This window comes from Streptomyces sp. NBC_00223, assembly GCF_036199905.1.
Lineage (GTDB): Bacteria > Actinomycetota > Actinomycetes > Streptomycetales > Streptomycetaceae > Actinacidiphila.
The window spans coordinates 1,157,879-1,175,991 of sequence record NZ_CP108109.1 but is presented as its reverse complement, the minus strand read 5'-3'; the positions used below and the strand labels follow the sequence as shown (position 1 = coordinate 1,175,991).

The 18,113-nt window shown below is 72.4% G+C and carries 17 protein-coding genes; 14 read left to right on the top strand and 3 right to left on the bottom strand.

The annotated features are described in order from the left end of the window. Window positions 1-165 precede the first annotated feature (165 nt). Together OHA30_RS04885 and OHA30_RS04880 are read left to right on the top strand one after the other, a co-directional pair. Window positions 166-981, top strand: a complete 816-nt coding sequence (locus OHA30_RS04885; RefSeq protein ID WP_328912558.1) for a TrmB family transcriptional regulator — start codon at window positions 166-168, stop codon at window positions 979-981. Between the two features lie 134 nt (window positions 982-1,115). Further along, the gene (locus OHA30_RS04880; protein WP_328912557.1) at window positions 1,116-2,003 is read left to right on the top strand and encodes a DMT family transporter; all 888 of its coding nucleotides are present in this window, start codon (window positions 1,116-1,118) and stop codon (window positions 2,001-2,003) included. Between the two features lie 146 nt (window positions 2,004-2,149). On the opposite strand, the gene OHA30_RS04875 is transcribed toward OHA30_RS04880, so the two are convergent. Next, window positions 2,150-2,926: an enoyl-CoA hydratase/isomerase family protein gene (locus tag OHA30_RS04875; RefSeq protein WP_328912556.1), complete on the bottom strand. Its 777-nt coding sequence runs from the start codon at window positions 2,924-2,926 to the stop codon at window positions 2,150-2,152. Window positions 2,927-3,206: 280 nt separating this feature from the next. Here OHA30_RS04875 and OHA30_RS04870 point away from each other — a divergent pair, with 280 nt between their 5' ends. Next, complete coding sequence (locus OHA30_RS04870) at window positions 3,207-3,683, top strand: ATP-binding protein (RefSeq protein WP_328912555.1); 477 nt, start codon at window positions 3,207-3,209, stop codon at window positions 3,681-3,683. 67 nt (window positions 3,684-3,750) lie between these two features. Here OHA30_RS04870 and idi read toward each other — a convergent pair whose 3' ends face one another. Continuing rightward, a complete protein-coding gene (gene idi, locus OHA30_RS04865) occupies window positions 3,751-4,362 on the bottom strand; it encodes an isopentenyl-diphosphate Delta-isomerase (protein WP_328912554.1) in 612 nt (203 codons plus the stop codon). Window positions 4,363-4,760: 398 nt separating this feature from the next. After that, window positions 4,761-5,714: a cation diffusion facilitator family transporter gene (locus OHA30_RS04860; protein WP_328912553.1), complete on the bottom strand. Its 954-nt coding sequence runs from the start codon at window positions 5,712-5,714 to the stop codon at window positions 4,761-4,763. 427 nt (window positions 5,715-6,141) lie between these two features. On the opposite strand from OHA30_RS04860, the gene OHA30_RS04855 reads away from it, so the two are divergent. The 11 genes from OHA30_RS04855 to OHA30_RS04805 all read left to right on the top strand — a co-directional run bounded on the left by OHA30_RS04855 (window position 6,142) and on the right by OHA30_RS04805 (window position 18,019). Continuing rightward, window positions 6,142-8,016 (top strand): DUF5941 domain-containing protein, encoded by a 1,875-nt coding sequence (locus OHA30_RS04855; protein ID WP_328917724.1) that lies wholly within the window; start codon window positions 6,142-6,144, stop codon window positions 8,014-8,016. Then, complete coding sequence (locus tag OHA30_RS04850; protein ID WP_328912552.1) at window positions 8,013-8,765, top strand: phosphocholine cytidylyltransferase family protein; 753 nt, start codon at window positions 8,013-8,015, stop codon at window positions 8,763-8,765. Before OHA30_RS04855 ends, OHA30_RS04850 begins: the two co-directional genes overlap by 4 nt. Next, window positions 8,753-9,814: an iron-containing alcohol dehydrogenase family protein gene (locus OHA30_RS04845; protein WP_328912551.1), complete on the top strand. Its 1,062-nt coding sequence runs from the start codon at window positions 8,753-8,755 to the stop codon at window positions 9,812-9,814. The genes OHA30_RS04850 and OHA30_RS04845 overlap by 13 nt, the downstream gene beginning before the upstream one ends. Then, window positions 9,792-10,571 (top strand): CDP-alcohol phosphatidyltransferase family protein, encoded by a 780-nt coding sequence (locus OHA30_RS04840; RefSeq protein ID WP_328912550.1) that lies wholly within the window; start codon window positions 9,792-9,794, stop codon window positions 10,569-10,571. Before OHA30_RS04845 ends, OHA30_RS04840 begins: the two co-directional genes overlap by 23 nt. Window positions 10,572-10,606: 35 nt before the next feature. Further along, window positions 10,607-11,455 carry a glycosyltransferase family 2 protein gene (locus tag OHA30_RS04835; protein ID WP_328917723.1) on the top strand — a complete coding sequence of 283 codons (849 nt, stop codon included), beginning with the start codon at window positions 10,607-10,609 and terminating at the stop codon, window positions 11,453-11,455. An 82-nt stretch (window positions 11,456-11,537) separates the two neighbouring features. Next, window positions 11,538-12,467, top strand: coding sequence for an ABC transporter permease (locus OHA30_RS04830; RefSeq protein WP_328912549.1), 930 nt, complete (start codon window positions 11,538-11,540; stop codon window positions 12,465-12,467). Continuing rightward, the gene (locus OHA30_RS04825) at window positions 12,454-13,263 is read left to right on the top strand and encodes an ABC transporter ATP-binding protein (protein WP_328912548.1); all 810 of its coding nucleotides are present in this window, start codon (window positions 12,454-12,456) and stop codon (window positions 13,261-13,263) included. Before OHA30_RS04830 ends, OHA30_RS04825 begins: the two co-directional genes overlap by 14 nt. Window positions 13,264-13,571: 308 nt before the next feature. Beyond that, window positions 13,572-14,459 (top strand): squalene synthase HpnC, encoded by an 888-nt coding sequence (hpnC, locus tag OHA30_RS04820; RefSeq protein ID WP_328912547.1) that lies wholly within the window; start codon window positions 13,572-13,574, stop codon window positions 14,457-14,459. Then, window positions 14,456-15,400, top strand: coding sequence for a presqualene diphosphate synthase HpnD (hpnD, locus tag OHA30_RS04815; RefSeq protein ID WP_328912546.1), 945 nt, complete (start codon window positions 14,456-14,458; stop codon window positions 15,398-15,400). The genes hpnC and hpnD overlap by 4 nt, the downstream gene beginning before the upstream one ends. 133 nt (window positions 15,401-15,533) lie before the next feature. Beyond that, a complete protein-coding gene (hpnE, locus tag OHA30_RS04810) occupies window positions 15,534-16,952 on the top strand; it encodes a hydroxysqualene dehydroxylase HpnE (protein ID WP_328912545.1) in 1,419 nt (472 codons plus the stop codon). Beyond that, window positions 16,949-18,019 carry a polyprenyl synthetase family protein gene (locus OHA30_RS04805; protein WP_328912544.1) on the top strand — a complete coding sequence of 357 codons (1,071 nt, stop codon included), beginning with the start codon at window positions 16,949-16,951 and terminating at the stop codon, window positions 18,017-18,019. Before hpnE ends, OHA30_RS04805 begins: the two co-directional genes overlap by 4 nt. The last annotated feature ends 94 nt before the right edge of the window (window positions 18,020-18,113 follow it).

Below are 18,113 nucleotides of genomic sequence, written 5' to 3'. Positions count from 1 at the left end.
TGGTGTTGAAGGTAGTGAGGGGGCGCTCAAGGTACTACCGGGTAATGGCAAAGGATTGCCCTTGACTTACCTTCGCCCCAGCCCTCGCCCCACCCCACGCTCTGTCCCTTGCTCCGCCCTCGCTCGCTTCCGCCGGACGATCTCCGCCGTATACGTTGTGGCGCCATGGAGACGGAGGAGGAACCGGTCAACGACCTCGTCGCGCTGGGCCTGGCCCGGTACGAGGCGCGGGTCTACCTCGCGCTGGTGCGCCGCGAGTCGTACACCGCGGCCGAGGTCGCGCGCGAGGCCGACGTGCCCCGGCAGCGGGTGTACGACGTGCTCGACGCGCTGGTCCGGCGCAGGCTCGCCACCGCGCGGCCCGGGCGGGTGGCCACCTTCTCCGCGGTCGCGCCCGAGCTGGCGGTCGCGCGGCTGATGGCCTTGCAGCGCGAGGCGCTTGAGCGTCTGGACCAGGTGTCCTCCGCGCTCACCGCCGCGCTCGTCCCGGTCTGGGCCGACGGCCGCACCCACACCGTCCCGCTGGACTACGTGGAGATCCTGCGCGACCCCAAGTCCATCGCCGAGGCGTTCGCCGACATCCAGGCCCAGGCCAGGCACGAACTGCTCAGCTTCTGCAAACCGCCCTTCGTCGCCCCGGCCCTGAACGCCATGGGCATCAAGGCCGTCAAACGGCTGCGCCGCTCGGGCGGCACCGTGCGGGCGATCTACACCCACGAGGCGCTGGACGATCTCGATGTGCTGGAGAACGTACGGCGGTTCGGCGAGGCGGGGGAGGAGAGCCGCTTCACCGCGCTGCTGCCGCTCAAGCTCGTGGTGGCCGACGCCTCGCTGGTGCTGTGCGACATGCCGGACCCGGTCGCGGGCACGGGCGCGACCACCGCGCTCTACATCGAGCACCCGGCGCTGGCCGCGTGTCTGCGGATGGCGTTCCTGACCGTGTGGGAGGGCGCGGAGACCGTGGCGGGCGCGCGGCCCTGACGAAGGCGCGCGCGGGACGGGGCTCTGGACGTGGCTCCGCGCGCGGCGGTGGCAGGGGCCCGGGTGTCCGGAAGCCACCGGTCGGGCCGCGCCGGACACCGGGTCCGCCCGAGTGGTGGCGTTAAAGTGACCGCGTGGCCGTGTTCCTGCTCGGAGTCGGTGCCGCCTGCTGCCTCGGCCTCGGATTCGTGCTGCAGCAGCGCGCGGCGGTCCGCGCCCCGGGATCGGACTTCCTCTCCTTCCGGCTGCTGCTCGACCTGGTACGGATGCCGGACTGGCTGGTCGGCGTCGCCTTGATGGTGGCCGGCCAGGTGCTCGGCGCGGTCGCCCTCGCCTTCGGGCAGATCTCCCTGGTCGAGCCGCTGACCGCGACCAATCTGATCTTCGCCATGGCGCTGTCCCGCTGGCTCACCAGGCAGCCGCTCGGCCTCAGCGGCTGGGGCGGGGTGGCCGTGCTCGCCCTCGGGGTCACCGCCTTCATCGTCGCCGGGCAGCCGCACGGCGGCGGCTCCGAGGCGGGCGCGCTGCGCCACTGGCTGGTCTTCGGCACGGTCGCCGGGCTCGCGCTGCTGCTGACCGCGCGGTCCCGGCGGCTGGCCAAGTCCTCCGAGGCGGCCGTGCTCGCCCTCGCCGCCGGGCTGCTCTACGGGCTTCAGGACGCCCTGACCCGGATCTGCGGCGGGATCGCCCACCGCGAGGGAGTGGCCGGGCTGGTCGTCCACTGGCAGCCCTACGCGGTCCTCGCCATCGGGCTGACCGGCATGGTGCTCGTGCAGAGCGCCTTCGAGACGGCCCCGCTGCGGATGTCCCTGCCGTCGCTGACCGCCGCGCAGCCGCTGGCCGGGATCGCCTGCGGCATCGGCTTCCTCGGCGACCGACTGCGGGTCACCCCGGGCGCGCTGGCCTGGGAGACGGTGGGACTGGCCGCCGTGGTGGTCGGCGTGGTGATGCTGGGACGGCATCCCGCCATGCCGCCGGGCACCGCGCAGCCTCAGGCGGTGGGCGCCACCCCGATCGTCTGAGGACCGGACGGTACGACGGCGCGGTGGTACGACGGCGTGGTCGTACGACGATTCCGTCGGCTGTACGCGGGCCCGGGTCCGTACGACCGGAAGGTGCGACGATCCGACCGGCCGGCAACTGTTCCGACCGTGCCGAGCGTCCTCGCTCAGTCCGCCCGCGGCGCCCAGGTGAACCGCGGCTCGCGGCGCTCCAGGAAGGCGGCCGCGCCCTCCGCGGCCTCGCCGGCGTCCCGCGCCTGCGCGTCCCAGTACGCCTGCCGCTCCGGCGACGGCACGGCCGAGGCGAACTCCTTGGCCGCGGCCTGTGTCAGCCGCGAGCGGGAGGTGAGCACGCCGGTGAACTCCCGTACCCGCTTGTCCAGGCCGTCGGCGGGCAGCACCTCGTCCACCAGGCCGGTGCGCAGCGCGCGCTCGTGGTCGATCAGCTCGGCCGAGAACAGCAGGTACTTCGCGGTCGACGGCCCGGTCAGCGCGACCAGCCGGCGGGTCGAGGAGGCCGCGTAGACGATGCCGAGCCGGGCCGGGGTGACCCCGAAACGGGCGCCCTCGGCGGCGAAGCGCACATCGCAGGCGACCGCGAGCTGGCAGCCGCCGCCCACGCAGAAGCCGCGTACGGCCGCGACCGTCGGCTTGGGGAAGGCGGCCAGCGCCTCCTCGGCCGCGACCGCCGCGTCCTGGACGCCGCGCGGGCCGCCGGGCGCGGTGGTGAAGTCGGTGATGTCGGCGCCCGCGCAGAAGGTGTCGCCCTCGCCGGTCAGCACCAGCACCCGTACCCCGGGGTCGGCGGCGAGCCCGCCCAGCACACCGGGCAGCGCCCGCCACATCGCCAGGGTCATCGCGTTGCGGCGGGCCGGGTTGCCGAGGGTCACCGTGGCGACGCCGTCCTCGGCGCTCACCAGCAGACCAGGGCCGAACGCGGACATCGGGGGCTCCTCGGGGGCTGCGGGCAGGTGCGGGCCGGGCGGCCTCGGAGGCGGGCGCCGGCCGACGGGTGATCCTATCCACCCATCCCCGTACGGAATCGGTCGCCGTAATGACAGAGGTGATCGAAATCGGTCAAAAAGCGTGGAAACGTGCGGACTTACGGTCTCCCGCGCGAGCCGGTGCGTCATTCCTCGACACTCGGAGCGTGAGGCGGGATCTGCCGGGGCTCCCGGCGGGGCCGCGCGGACACGTCACGCGAAAGCGATGGTGGGTGCGGTCATGGAGGTCCGCGGGAGCGTTCCGCCCGGTCAGGCCCAGGCTCCGGCACCACGACCGTACGAGGGGGTGTGGCGGTTCACGGCCCCCTCCGTCGAGACGTCCGTGCCCCGGATGCGGCACGGGGTGCGCGCGCTGATCCGCGAGCGCGGGGTGCCGGTGGACGACGACACGCTGTACGGGCTGATGCTGATCCTCTCCGAACTCGTCACCAACGCCGTCCGGCACGCGGCCGTGCTCTCGCCCGAGTTCTCCGTGGAGGTCGCGGTCGGCGCGGAGTGGATCAGGATCGCCGTCGAGGACAGCCACCCGTACCGGCCCAGGGCCCTGGAGACCGACCACGCGCGGACCGGCGGGCGGGGACTGCTGCTGGTCAAGACGCTCACCGACGAGGCGGGCGGCCGGTGCGAGATCACCCGGACATCGGGCGGCGGCAAGATCGTCCGGGCGGCGCTGCCGCTGAGCGCGCCGGCGCACTGAGGGGCAGCCGCGCGCGGTGGCGGGCGGCTGCCCGGGCCGGCCTCTCGCGGGGCCGTCGTACTCCCCGCTACCAGCCCGCCGTACCCCCGGTCACCTCGCGCACGGTGGGCAGCGCCGCGTCCAGCACGGTCTGGAACCAGGCCGAGAACGGTCCGCTCTCGCGCAGCCGGGCCAGCTCCTTCGGGTCCGCGAACACCGTCTCGTCGATCTCCTCCGGGTCGGGCCGCAGCGGGCCGCCGACCAGGCCGACGAACAGGTGGTTGTACTCCTGCTCCACCAGGCCGGAGGCCGGGTCGGGGTGGTTGTAGCGGACCGTGCCGGCCTCGCGCATCAGCGCGGGCGCGGCGCCCAGCTCTTCCGCGGTCCGCCGGGCCGCCGCCACGAACGGCGGCTCGTCGGGGTACGGATGCCCGCAGCAGGTGTTGGACCACACACCGGGGGAGTGGTACTTGCCCAGCGCCCTGCGCTGGAGCAGCATCCGGCCCTCGTCGTCGAAGAGGAAGACCGAGAACGCCCGGTGCAGCCGTCCAGGCGCCAGGTGCGCCGACAGCTTCTCCGCCGTGCCGATCGTCACGCCGTTCTCATCGACCAGTTCGAGCAGGATCGGTTCCGCGACCCCGTTCGGGGACGGCGTGGAAGCGGGGGAGCCGGGTCGGCCGGTGGCAGGACTGGTTGGCATTTCCATCCTTCGCGTTCGACGACAAGACCTTAGTCTGCCTCACTTCCGGCCTCGTTCCGCGCCCGTACCGCGTCGCCGCACCGGCGCTTCGGGGCGAACGCCGGCCCCGCGTTCACGCCCCCGCCCGTTCCCGCGGCCCCTTGGCCGGGGGCTGCCCCGCCCGGCAGTCCGCCGCCGGGCGGCGCGCGCCTCCCCCGGCGGCTCGCTGACCAGGACGGTCGGGCGGGCATCCGGGCGGGAGAGAGGCCGCCGCGTCGCGTCGGGCGCGGCCTCACCGGGCGCCAGGCCCGGCCACGGCGTGTGGGCCCGCGCAGCGGAGAACGTGCCTGCCGGAAGGTGGAGGGTGCCTCCCGGGAGCACCCGGGCACACGGTCCGGGGCGGCCCGCCCGGCGAGGGCCTAGTGGCAGAGGCGGGCCTCGTGTTCCGCGTGGCCCACCGGTTCCAGCTGGAACGTGCAGTGCTCCACGTCGAAGTGCGTGCCCAGGCAGCCCTGGAGATCGTGCAGCATCTTCTCGTAGCCCACCGCCTCCAGGACGTCCTGGCTGACCACGACATGCGCCGACAGCACCGGCAGCCCCGAGGTGATCGTCCAGACATGCAGGTCGTGCAGCCCCTCGACGCCTTCGAGGGCCACGATGTGGCGGCGGATCTGAGCCATGTCCACCCCCTTGGGCGCCGCCTCCAGCAGCACGTCCACCGCCTCGCGCAGCAGCTGCCAGGTGCGCGGCACGATCAGCAGCCCGATCAGCAGCGAGGCCACCGCGTCCGCCTGCCGCCAGCCCGTGGCCATGAACACCAGCGCCGCCACCACGACCGCCAGCGAGCCGAACGCGTCGGCCATCACCTCAAGGAACGCCCCCCGGACGTTCAGGCTCTCCCGCTGCCCGCGCATCAGCACCAGCAGGGAGACCGAATTGGCCACCAGGCCCACCAGACCGAAGACGACGGTCGCGCCGCCGTCGATGGAGTGCGGGGTGATCAGCCGCCGCGCGCCCTCGTAGAAGATGAACGCGCCGACGCAGAAGAGCAGCACCGCGTTGAGCACGGCGGCCAGGATCTCGGCGCGGGCGAAGCCGAAGGTGCGGCGCTCGCTCGGCGGGCGGGCGGCGATGTGCACGGCGAGCAGCGCCATGGCCAGCCCGGCCGCGTCCGTGGCCATGTGCCCGGCGTCCGCGAGCAGCGCGAGCGAACCGGTGACGGCGCTGCCGACCACCTCGGTGACCAGCACCAGCACGGTGATGCCCAGCGCGATCCGCAGCCGCCCGCGGTGGACGGCGCCCGCCGTACCGACCGGACCGGTCACCGGCGTCCCGTGACTGTGGCCGTGACCGTGGCTGTGTCCTGCCCCCATCGACCCGGCCCCTCTTCCCGTTCGTCCGTCATCGTCCGCAACCGTCCGCACCGTCCGGGCCGGGTCCCCGCAGGCACCGCGCGCTCCGGTGCCGGCCGTCCTCCGGTCGTCGCGGGCCAGTCAACACCGGTCACGCACTGTGGGCAAGCCGGTACTGGAGACCGTTGTCATGTGCGGTGACCTGCGGTGATGAGGGGTGGCCGACCCGTGCGCGAAGGGCCGGCGAGTTCACTCGAACGGTTGCAGGGCGGGTCGGTTGTCGTCACGCCGACATGCGAGCATGATGATCACACCGGATGGGCCAAGCCCAGGCGAACAGGCAGTGAACTGCCGCTGTCCCGTATCCGATAGCCTCGCCGTCGTCCCGGTCCGGGCCCGTGGGCCGTCCGCGGACACGCCTTCGCACGCTTTCAGGGAGTGGGTTCCTCTGCCGACCGCCATTCTGACCGGCCCGCCCGTCGCCGGGTCGCCGTCGCCGCTCGGGGACGACCTGCGGGCGCTGGGGTTCCAGGTCGTCGAGGCGGACACGCCCGACGCCGTCGCGCAGCGGCTGGCGCAGGTGCCGCCCGCCGACCGGGTGGCCGTCGTCGACCGCCGTTTCCTCGGCCACCGCCACGCCCTGCGGCTGGCGCTGACCGACCCCCGGTTCGACGCGGCCGCCGTGCCGGGCGCGCTGTCCGCCCAGGCCGCGGCCCGCCCCGCGCTGACCCGCGCGCTGGCCGCCATGACCGGCCCGGCCGCCGTCGGTGCCGCCGCCGGCCAGGGCGCCGCCGCGGCGGACGGCGCCGCGCCCTCCGCGCTCACGCTCGCCGCCGACGTACCGGCCGATGTCCTGGCCCACGCGCTCGCCGCCGAAGGCGTCGAGCCGCACCGCCCCGAACTCGGCGTCCTGGTCGCCGCCGTCCCCGCCGACCCGGCCGCGCGCGCCGCCGCCGCCGAGGCCGTCGCGGCGGTCGACGAGGAGTCCGTACGGCTGCGCAGCGCGGTCAAGTCCCGCGACGGGTTCTTCACCACCCACTGCGTCAGCCCGTACTCCCGCTACCTCGCCCGCTGGTGCGCCCGGCGCGGCCTCACGCCCAACCAGGTCACCACCGCCTCGCTGGTCGTCGCGCTGATCGCCGCAGGATGCGCGGCCACCGGCACCCGCGGCGGCTATGTCGCCGCCGGTGTGCTGCTGCTCGCCTCCTTCGTGCTGGACTGCACCGACGGCCAGCTGGCCCGCTACTCGTTGCAGTACTCCACGCTCGGCGCCTGGCTCGACGCCACCTTCGACCGGGCCAAGGAGTACGCCTACTACGCCGGACTCGCGCTGGGCGCCGCCCGCGGCGGGGACGATGTATGGGCGCTGGCGCTCGGCGCCATGGTGCTCCAGACCTGCCGGCACGTCGTGGACTTCGCCTTCAACGAGGCCAACCACGACGCGACCGCCAACACCAGCCCCACCGCCGCCCTGTCCGGCCGCCTCGACAGCGTCGGCTGGACCGTGTGGGTGCGCCGGATGATCGTGCTGCCGATCGGTGAGCGCTGGGCGCTGATCGCCGTGCTCACCGCGGTCACGACACCGCGGATCACCTTCGTCGTCCTGCTGGTCGGCTGCGCGCTGGCCGCCTGCTACACCACCGCCGGGCGCGTACTGCGCTCGCTGACCCGCAGGGCCCGGCGCACCGACCGCGCCGCCCAGGCGCTGGCCGATCTCGCCGACAGCGGACCGCTCGCCGAGGCCGGCGCCCGCGTCCTGCGCCCGCTCGCCCGCCGGCTGCCCGCCTTCGCGCCGCCCGCCCTCGCCCTGCTGGGCACCGGCGCGCTGATCGCCACCGCCGCGCTCGCCCCGCGCGGCAGCTGGTGGCCCTCCGTGGCCGCCGTCGGTTACGTGCTGACCTCGGCCCTGTCCACCGCCCGCCCGCTCAAGGGCGCGCTCGACTGGCTGGTCCCGCCGCTGTTCCGGGCGGGGGAGTACGTCACGATCCTGGCGCTCGCGGCCGTCTCCCAGGTGAACGGAGCGTTGCCGGCGGCATTCGGACTGGTGGCAGCCGTCGCCTACCATCACTACGACACCGTGTACCGCATCCGCGGCGGCACCGGGGCGCCCCCGCGGGCCCTGGTCCGGGCGGCGGGCGGCCACGAGGGCCGGACGCTGCTGGTGGCGGTCCTCACCGCCGCCCTCGCCCACGGCACCGGGCTCACGGTCGCGCTGGCGGTCCTCGCCGGCGCCCTCGCGCTGCTGGTCCTCGCCGAGAGCATCCGCTTCTGGGTGTCCTCGGGCGCCCCGGCGGTCCACGACGAATCAGGAGAACCCGCATGATCGGCCTCGTGCTGGCGGCCGGCGCCGGACGCCGTCTGCGTCCGTACACGGACACGCTGCCCAAGGCGCTGGTGCCGGTCGGCCCCGACGGCGCGCCCGACGGCCCCACCGTCCTCGACCTGACCCTGGCGAACTTCGCCGAGATCGGCCTCACCGAGGCCGCCGTCGTCGTCGGCTACCGCAAGGAGGCCGTCTACGAGCGCAAGGCGGCCCTGGAGGCGAAGTACGGCCTCGCCCTCACGCTGATCGACAACGACAAGGCCGAGGAGTGGAACAACGCCTACTCCCTGTGGTGCGCCCGGGACGTCCTCACCCAGGGAGTGATTCTGGTCAACGGCGACACCGTGCACCCGGTCTCCGTCGAGCGGACGCTGCTCGCCGCCCGCGGTGAGGGCCGCCGGATCATCCTGGCGCTCGACACCGTCAAGCGCCTCGCCGACGAGGAGATGAAGGTCGTCACCGCGCCCGGCCGTGGGGTGCGCCGGATCACCAAGCTGATGGACCCGGCCGACGCCACCGGCGAGTACATCGGGGTGACCCTGATCGAGCCCGAGGCCGCCGCCGAGCTGGCCGACGCGCTCAAGGTCACCTTCGAACGGGACCCCGACCTGTACTACGAGGACGGCTACCAGGAGCTGGTCGACCGCGGCTTCACCATCGACGTGGCACCCATAGGCGACGTGTCCTGGGTCGAGATCGACAACCACGCCGATCTGGCCAGGGGCCGGGAGATCGCGTGCCAGTACTGACCCGGCTGATCCCCTCGCCGGTCGTCGTCGACATCCGCGGCGGGGCGCTCGCCGACCTGTCCAAGCTCCTCGCGGACCAGCGGATCTCCACCTCGGGCAAGCTCGCCATCGCCGCGAGCGAGGGCTCGGGCGCCCGGCTGCGCGAACGGCTCGCCCCCGAACTGCCCGGCGCCGACTGGTACCCGGTCGAGGGCGGCACCATCGACGCGGCCGTGAAGCTCGCCGACGCCATCCGCGGCAAGCGCTACGACGCGGTCGTCGGCCTCGGCGGCGGCAAGATCATCGACGTGACCAAGTACGCGGCGGCCCGGGTGGGCCTGCCCATGGTCGCGGTCGCCACCAACCTCTCGCACGACGGCCTGTGCTCGCCGGTGTCCACCCTGGACAACGACAACGGCCGCGGCTCCTACGGCGTCCCCACGCCGATAGCGGTCGTCATCGACCTCGACGTGATCCGCGAGGCCCCGGCCCGCTACGTCAGGGCCGGCATCGGCGACGCGGTCTCCAACCTCTCGGCCATCGCGGACTGGGAGCTGTCCCACCGCGAGACCGGTGAGCCGATCGACGGCCTGGCCGCCGCCATGGCCCGCAGCGCGGGCGAGGCGGTGCTCCGCCACCCCGGCGGCATCGGCGACGACGCCTTCCTGGTCACCCTCGCCGAGGGCCTGGTGCTCACCGGGATCGCCATGTCGATCAGCGGCGACACCCGCCCCTCGTCCGGCGCCTGCCACGAGATCAGCCACGCCCTCGACCTGCTCCACCCCAAGCGGGCCGCCGCCCACGGTGAGCAGGTCGGGCTCGGCGCCGCCTTCGCGATGCACCTGCGCGGCGCCCACGCCGAGTCCGCGCTGATCGCCACCGCACTTCGCCGCCACGGGCTGCCCGTGGGGCCCGACGAGATCGGCTTCACCGCTCAGGAGTTCGTCGAAGCGGTGCGCTACGCGCCGCAGACCCGCCCCGGGCGCTACACGATCCTGGAACACCTCGACCTGTCCGCCACTCAGATCAGGGACGCATACGCCGACTATGCCAAAACCATCAGTAGCTGAACTGCGCCCGGTCGTTCACCCCCCGGGGGTGAAGGACCGGCGCAGCGGCGAGCACTGGGCCGGGCGCCTTTACATGCGCGAGCTCTCGCTCCGCATAGACCGGTACATCGTGCCGACCCGGATCACCCCCAACCAGCTGACGTACGTGATGACCGTCTGCGGCGTGCTCGCCGCCCCGGCCCTGCTGGTGCCGGGGATCCCCGGCGCGGTGCTCGGCGTGGTCGCGGTCCAGCTCTATCTGCTGCTGGACTGCGTCGACGGCGAGGTCGCCCGCTGGAAGAAGCAGTTCTCCCTCGCGGGCGTCTACCTCGACCGCGTCGGCGCCTACCTGTGCGACGCCGCCGTGCTGGTCGGCTTCGGGCTGCGCGCCGCCGATCTGTGGGGCAGCGGCCGGATCGACTGGCTGTGGGCCTTCCTCGGCACCCTCGCCGCGCTCGGGGCCGTGCTGATCAAGGCGGAGACCGACCTCGTCGGTGTGGCCCGCCACCAGGGCGGGCTCCCGCCGGTCAAGGAGGCGGCGTCGGAGCCGCGCTCCTCCGGGGTGGCCCTGGCCCGCCGGGCGGCCGCCGCACTGAAGTTCCACCGGCTGGTGCTCGGCGTCGAGGCGTCCCTGTTCATCCTGGTGCTCGCGGTCGTGGACCAGATCCGCGACGACCTGTTCTTCACCCGGCTCGGCGTGGCCGTACTGGCCGGCATCGCGCTGCTCCAGACCCTGCTGCACCTGGTCTCCGTCCTCGCGTCGAGCAGGCTCAAGTGAGCACGCCGCTGACGCTCGGCGCGGTGGTCCTGACCATGGGCAACCGTCCCGCCGAACTCCAGGACCTGCTGGACTCGGTCGCCAAGCAGCAGGGCCCGGCCGTCGCGGTGGCCCTGGTCGGCAACGGAGCCCCGCTGCCGCCGGTCACCCACGCCGGGGTGCGCACCGCGGAACTCCCGGAGAACCTGGGCATCCCCGGCGGCCGCAATGTGGGCATCGAGATGTTCGGGCCCGCCGGCCGGGACGTCGACGCGGTGCTCTTCCTCGACGACGACGGGCTGCTGCCCTTCGACGACACCGCCGAGCTGGTCAGGGCGGCCTTCGCCGCCGACCCGGAGCTGGGCATCATCAGCTTCCGGATCGCCGACCCGGTGACCGGCGTCACCCAGCGCCGCCATGTGCCGCGGCTGCGCGCCTCGGACCCGATGCGCGGCTCCCGGGTGACCACCTTCCTCGGCGGCGCCTGCGCGGTCCGCAGCAAGGTCTTCGAGCAGGCCGGGGTGCTGCCGGCCGAGTTCTTCTACGCGCACGAGGAAACGGATCTGGCCTGGAGAGCCCTTGACGCGGGCTGGATGATCGACTACCGCGCCGACATGGTGCTGCACCACCCGACCACCTCGCCCGCCCGGCACGCGGTCTACCACCGTATGGTGGCCCGCAACCGGGTCTGGCTGGCCCGGCGCAATTTGCCGTGGCCGCTCGTTCCGGTGTATCTCGGCGTATGGCTTGTGCTCACTCTGGCGCGTAGGCCGTCCGGGTCCGCGCTGCGCGCGTGGTTCGGCGGTTTCCGCGAGGGCTGGACGACCCCGTGCGGCCCGCGGCGGGCGATGAGGTGGCGGACGGTGTGGAAGTTGACCCGACTAGGCCGACCCCCGATCATCTGACAAGCTCGGACCTGAGAGCATCAGGCGCAGCCCGGGGCCTCCCCTTCCCCCGGCGCGCACATTGAGGACGAAAGTGTCAACTGTGAGCGAGACAACGCACAATGGTGCGGTCGCCGTCGGAGCCCCACCGGCACCCTCGGCCGACGACGGCCTCAGCCCCGCCCAGCTTGCGGCCAAGTACGGTCTGTCCGTCAGCGGGGCCCGGCCCGGTCTGGCCGAGTACACCCGACAGCTCTGGGGCCGTCGACATTTCATCAACGAGTTCGCCAAGGCCCGCACCCAGGCCCAGTACACCCAGGCCCGCCTCGGCCAGCTCTGGCAGGTCATGACACCGCTGCTGAACGCGGCGGTCTACTACTTGATCTTCGGTCTGCTGATCGGCACCAGCAGGGGCATCGACAACTTCATCGCCTTCCTGGTCACCGGCGTCTTCATCTTCACCTTCACCCAGTCCTCGGTGCTCAGCGGGGTGCGGGCGGTCTCCGGCAACCTCGGGCTGATCAGGGCGCTGCACTTCCCGCGCGCCTCGATGCCGATCGCCTTCACCCTGATGCAGCTCCAGCAGCTGATGATGTCGATGTTCGTCCTGCTGGCGATCGTGCTGATGACCGGCGAGGTGCCCACGCTCTCCTGGCTGCTGGTGATCCCCGCGCTGATCACCCAGTGGGTCTTCAACACCGGCCTGGCGATGACGGTCGCCCGGCTCGGCAGTAAGATGACCGACCTCGCGCAGCTGATGCCGTTCCTGCTGCGCACCTGGATGTATGTGTCCGGCGTCATGTACAGCATCGACAAGCTCACCAGCACGGCGCCGCACTTCGTGCGGATCGTGCTCGACCTCAACCCGGCCGCGGTCTACATCGGCCTGATCCGTTTCGCGCTGATCGACAGTGTGACCGCGTCGCAGCTCCCGCCGCACGTGTGGGCCGCGGCGGTGGGCTGGGCGGTGGTCGTCGGGGTCGGCGGGTACATCTACTTCTGGAAGGCGGAGGAGTCGTATGGCCGTGGCTGAGACACAGACGCTTCCCCCGGTGCAGACCGCCACCGAGGCTCGTATCCCCACCGTGATCGTGGACGACGTGCACATCGTCTACACCGTGCACGGCGCGGGCACCGGCAAGGGCAGCGCCGTCGCGGCGCTCGGCCGGCTGGTGTCCCGCAAGAAGTCGCCGAACGTCCGCCGGGTGCACGCGGTGCGCGGGGTGAGCTTCACCGCCTACCGCGGCGAGGCGATCGGCATCATCGGTTCCAACGGCTCGGGCAAGTCGACGATCCTGCGGGCCATCGCCGGACTGCTGCCGCCGGAGAGCGGCCAGATCTACACCGACGGCCAGCCCTCCCTGCTGGGTGTCAACGCGGCCCTGATGAACGACCTGACCGGTGAGCGCAATGTCATCCTCGGCGGCCTGGCCATGGGCATGACGCAGGAGGAGATCCGCGACCGCTACAAGGGCATCGTGGACTTCTCCGGCATCAACGACAAGGGCGACTTCATCTCGCTGCCGATGCGGACGTACTCCTCCGGCATGGCGGCCCGGCTGCGCTTCTCGATCGCGGCGGCCAAGAACCACGACGTGCTGATGATCGACGAGGCGCTGGCCACCGGCGACCGGCAGTTCCAGCGGCGCTCCGAGAAGCGCATCCGCGAACTGCGCAAGGAGGCCGGCACCGTCTTCCTGGTCAGCCACAGCAACAAGTCGATCCGCGACACCTGCGACCGGGTGGTGTGGCTGGAGAAGGGCGAGATGCTGATGGACGGCCCCACCGAGGAAGTGCTCAAGGCGTACGAGAAGCACACGGGCAAGTGATCACGGACCACCGTGGAAATTGCTGAGACTCGCCGACCCCCGCCGGATGATCCGGCGGGGGTTGTGTGTTGTCCCCGTTGTTGTTCCCGCCGTGCCCCCGGCGTACGCCGGGGGGTGGCCGGACGTAAGCTGTACCGGTGCTGGGAGCCTGTCGATGATCGATACCGGATGTGCGGGAGCGCCGGAGCGGCGTGTCCGAAATGGGAAGATCCGACCGGGCGGTGTAAAACGGGGGATGTGGCGGCCATGAAGATCGGGACCATCCAGTTCCGGGGCTCGTTCGCCGCCTGTGTGCCGGGAACTCCGCGGTGACCGGGGACGACACGTCCCGGGCCGTCCTGGACAAGGCCGCGCGCGAGAACTTCCCCGTGGCTCCGGTGTTCCTGCCGCGCGCCTGGCGCAGGGACCTGATGGCGGTGTACGGATTCGCCCGGCTGGTCGACGACATCGGTGACGGCGACCTCGCGGGCGGCGGACGCGCGGACGCGGTCCTGCTCGGGCTCGACCCGCAGGCCGCCGAGGACCGGCTCGCCATGCTCGACGCCTTCGAGGCCGATCTGCGCAAGGTCTTCGACGGCACCCCCGCGCACCCGCTGCTGACCGCCCTTCAGCCCACGGTCCGCCGGCACCGGCTGACCCCCGACCCCTTCCTCGGCCTGATCGGCGCCAACCGCCAGGACCAGCACGTGCGCCGCTACAGCACGTACGACGAGCTGCTGGCCTACTGCGAGCTGTCCGCCAATCCGGTCGGCCGGCTGGTGCTGTCCATCACCGGCACCTCGACGCCCGAACGCATCCGCCACTCCGACGCGGTGTGCACGGCGCTCCAGATCGTCGAGCACATCCAGGACGTGGCGGAGGACCTGGGCAGGGACCGGGTGTATCTGCCGGCCGAGGACATGAAACGCTACGCCGTGGAGGAGGCAGACCTCGCCGCACCGCACGCGAACGAACGAGTACGCGAACTGGTGGCCTTCGAGGCCGAACGCGCCCGCGATCTGTTGTATGAAGGTACTCCCCTGGTGGGTAGCGTCCGTGGAAGGCTTCGGCTGCTGCTCGCCGGTTTCGTCGGCGGCGGGCGTGCCGCGCTGAAGGCGGTCGAGGGCGCGCGGTACGACGTCCTGGCAGGTCCGCCCAAAGCCACCAAGCCCAGCCTGCTGCGCGAGGTGGGGTCGACATTGCGAAGAGAGGGGTGAGCCGGACCGTGAACGGTTCCGCCCACACGTCCGCTCAAGTACTTGCCGCATACAGGTACTGTGAGACCGTGACCGGCCATGAGGCGCGCAACTTCGCGTACGGCATTCGCTTGTTGCCCACCCCCAAGCGGCAGGCGATGTCCGCCCTTTACGCGTTCTCCCGGCGGGTCGACGACATCGGCGACGGCGATCTGGCCCCCGGGGAGAAGGCCGAACGCCTCGACGCCACCCGGACGGTGCTCACCCGGGTCCGGGCCGGCGAGGTCCGCGAGGACGACACCGACCCGGTCGCGGTCGCGCTGGCCGACAGCGCCGCGAAGTTCCCGCTGCCGCTCGGCGGCCTGGACGAACTCATCGACGGCGTGCTGATGGACGTCCGCGGAGAAACGTACGAAACCTGGGACGACCTGGCCGTTTACTGCCGTTGTGTGGCCGGGGCCATCGGAAGGCTGTCGCTGGGGGTTTTCGGCACCACGAATGGGCACGATCATGAACGTGCCGCCGAATATGCCGACACGCTCGGCCTCGCCCTGCAACTCACCAACATCCTCCGGGACGTCCGCGAGGACGCCGGCAACGGACGTACATATCTGCCTGCCCAGGATCTCGCCAAGTTCGGCTGCGCGGACGGTTTCCACGGGGACACCGCGCCGCCCGGGTCGGACTTCGCCGGTCTGGTGGAGTTCGAAGTACGCCGTGCCCGCGCGCTGTTCGCCACCGGCTACCGGCTGCTGCCGATGCTCGACCGCAGGAGCGGTGCGTGCGTCTCCGCCATGGCCGGCATCTACCGCCGGCTGCTGGAGCGGATCGCCGCCGACCCCGAGGCCGTGCTGCGCGGCCGGGTCTCGCTGCCGGGCCGGGAGAAGGCGTACGTCGCCGTGCGCGGCCTGGCCGGACTCGACGCCAGGCGTACCGCGCGCGGCCCCCGGGGTGACGCGTGAGACCCACCCGCTTCAGCGCGGGTCCAGCCGCACGGCACGACGGACACGACCGAGCAACCCTCACGACGCGTACGGCGTCACTTTCCGCGACGGCCCGCCGCGCCTGTTATGGCGCGGCCCCAGGGGAGGGCGCATGACCACGACCACCGGCACCGGGCCGGGCCGTGACGAGCAGGTACGGCGCACCGCCGTGGTGATCGGCGGCGGGCTGGCCGGCACCACGGCCGCGCTCGCGCTCGCCGACGCCGGGCTGCGGGTGACGCTCACCGAGGCCCGGCCGCGGCTGGGCGGGCTGGCCTTCTCCTTCAAGCGCGGCGAGTTGAGCGTCGACAACGGCCAGCATGTCTTTCTGCGCTGCTGCACCGCCTACCAGTGGTTCCTGGACCGGATCGAGGCCCGGGACCTGATCACCCTGCAGGACCGGCTCGACGTACCGGTGTTCGACGCCGACACCGGCCGGATGGGGCGGCTGGGGCGCAGCGCGCTGCCCGTACCGCTGCATCTGGCCACGAGCCTGGTCCGCTATCCGCACCTCAGCTTGCGCGAACGCGCCTCGGTCGGCCGGGCCGCGCTCGCCCTGCGCGGCCTGGACCTGGCCGATCCGGCCCTGGACCGTACGGACTTCGGCAGCTGGCTGGCCGCGCGCGGGCAGTCGCCCCGCACCATCGAGGCGCTGTGGGACCTGGTCGGCGTCGCCACCCTGAACGCCACCGCGGGCAATGCCTCGCTTGGCCTGGCCGCGATGGTCTTCAAGACCGGGCTGCTCTCCGACCCCGGCGCCGCCGACATCGGCTGGGCCTCGGCTCCCCTCGGCGACCTGCACGACCTGCGGGCCCGCCGGGCGCTGGAGGCGGCCGGGGTGCGTACGGTGCTGCGCGGCCGGGCGGCCGGGATCGAGGCGGCCCCGGACGGAGGCTGGCAGGTCACGGTGGAGACCGGACCCGGCCGCGGCGAGCAACTGGACGCCGCCACCGTGGTGCTGGCGGTGCCTCAGCACGAGGCGCACGGCCTGCTGCCGGAAGGCGCGCTGGAAGAGCCGGAAAAGCTGTTGCGCATCGGCACCGCGCCGATCCTCAATGTCCATGTGATCTACGACAGACAGGTGCTGGACCAGCCCTTCCTCGCGGCGGTGGGCAGCCCTGTCCAGTGGGTCTTCGACCGCACCAGGAGTTCGGGACTGACCGGGACCGGCCAGTACGTGGCCGTGTCGCAGTCCGCGGTGCAGGACGAGATCGACCTGCCCGTCGCCGAGCTGCGCGCCCGCTACCTGCCCGAGCTGGAGCGGCTGCTGCCGGCCGCCCGGGGCGCGGAGATCCTGGACTTCTTCGTCACCCGTGAACGTAACGCGACCTTCGCGCCCGCCCCGGGCGTGGCCGCCCTGCGACCCGGGGCCGCGACCCGCGCCCCCGGCCTGTTCCTCGCCGGGGCGTGGACCGCCACCGGCTGGCCCGCGACCATGGAGAGCGCGGTACGCAGTGGCCTGCATGCCTCCCGAGAAGCTTTGTCCGCCCTCGGGCTGCCGTACGAATCCGGCGTCCTGGAGGCGGCATGAGTGCTATTGGTGCAACAAGAGGAGAGAACGTGACCGCTGACAGCGTCATCGCGCTGCTGGAAAACGGCCGCATCCTGACCACACCGGTGCTCCGCGCGGCAGTGGCACGCCTCGCCCCTCCGATGGACACCGTCGCGTCGTACCACTTCGGCTGGATCGACCAGGCCGGCCGGCCCGCGCTCGGCGACGGCGGCAAGGCCGTCCGTCCGGCGCTGGCGCTGCTGTCGGCGCAGGCAGCGGGCGCCCCGGCCGAGACCGGGGTGCCCGGCGCGGTCGCGGTGGAGCTGGTGCACAACTTCTCGCTGCTGCACGACGACCTGATGGACGGTGACGAGCAGCGGCGGCACCGCGACACGGTGTGGAAGGTGCACGGCCCCGCCCAGGCGATCCTGGTCGGCGACGCGCTGTTCGCGCTCGCCAACGAGATCCTGCTGGAGCAGGGGACGGTCGAGGCCGGGCGGGCCACCCGCCGGCTGACCACCGCCACCCGCAAGCTGATCGACGGTCAGGCCCAGGACATCTCCTTCGAGCACCGCGAGCGGGTCACCGTGCAGGAGTGCCTGGACATGGAGGGCAACAAGACCGGCGCCCTGCTGGCCTGCGCCTCCTCCATCGGCGCGGTGCTCGGCGGTGCCTCGGAGGCGGACGCGGACGCGCTGGAGGAGTACGGCTACCACCTCGGCCTGTCCTTCCAGGCGATCGACGACCTGCTGGGCATCTGGGGCGATCCGGCCACCACCGGAAAGCAGACCTGGAGCGATCTGCGCCAGCGCAAGAAGTCGCTTCCGGTGGTCGCCGCGCTCGCCGCCGGCGGCTCCGCGTCGGAGCGCCTGGGTGAACTCCTGGCGGCGGACGCGAAGAATCCGGAAAACGATGCGTTCAGCGAGGAAGAGTTCGCCATGCGCGCGGCGTTGATCGAAGAAGCCGGTGGCCGGGAATGGACCTCTCAGGAGGCCAGGAGGCAGTACGCGACCGCGATCGCCGCGCTGGACAAAATGGACATGCCCGAACAAGTTCAACGTAAACTCGTAGGCCTGGCGGATTTTGTGGTGGTTCGCGAGAAGTAAAGAACGACTGTGGAGCGCTCGACGTCGCCGGTCCCTCTCATGTGACGGCCGACGGCCGCCCCCAACACCGCAGAAGTCTCAACTGCAAAGGGGA

Bases quoted from the DNA above. Each gene is read 5' to 3' on its own strand.
- OHA30_RS04805 (WP_328912544.1), top strand. From the start codon at position 16,949: ATGAGTGCTATTGGTGCAACAAGAGGAGAGAACGTGACCGCTGACAGC.
- hpnE (WP_328912545.1), top strand. From the start codon at position 15,534: ATGACCACGACCACCGGCACCGGGCCGGGCCGTGACGAGCAGGTACGG.
- OHA30_RS04875 (WP_328912556.1), bottom strand. From the start codon at position 2,926: ATGTCCGCGTTCGGCCCTGGTCTGCTGGTGAGCGCCGAGGACGGCGTC.
- OHA30_RS04840 (WP_328912550.1), top strand. From the start codon at position 9,792: ATGCCAAAACCATCAGTAGCTGAACTGCGCCCGGTCGTTCACCCCCCG.
- idi (WP_328912554.1), bottom strand. From the start codon at position 4,362: ATGCCAACCAGTCCTGCCACCGGCCGACCCGGCTCCCCCGCTTCCACG.
- OHA30_RS04825 (WP_328912548.1), top strand. From the start codon at position 12,454: ATGGCCGTGGCTGAGACACAGACGCTTCCCCCGGTGCAGACCGCCACC.
- OHA30_RS04870 (WP_328912555.1), top strand. From the start codon at position 3,207: ATGGAGGTCCGCGGGAGCGTTCCGCCCGGTCAGGCCCAGGCTCCGGCA.
- OHA30_RS04885 (WP_328912558.1), top strand. From the start codon at position 166: ATGGAGACGGAGGAGGAACCGGTCAACGACCTCGTCGCGCTGGGCCTG.
- OHA30_RS04835 (WP_328917723.1), top strand. From the start codon at position 10,607: ATGGGCAACCGTCCCGCCGAACTCCAGGACCTGCTGGACTCGGTCGCC.
- OHA30_RS04850 (WP_328912552.1), top strand. From the start codon at position 8,013: ATGATCGGCCTCGTGCTGGCGGCCGGCGCCGGACGCCGTCTGCGTCCG.
- OHA30_RS04860 (WP_328912553.1), bottom strand. From the start codon at position 5,714: ATGGGGGCAGGACACAGCCACGGTCACGGCCACAGTCACGGGACGCCG.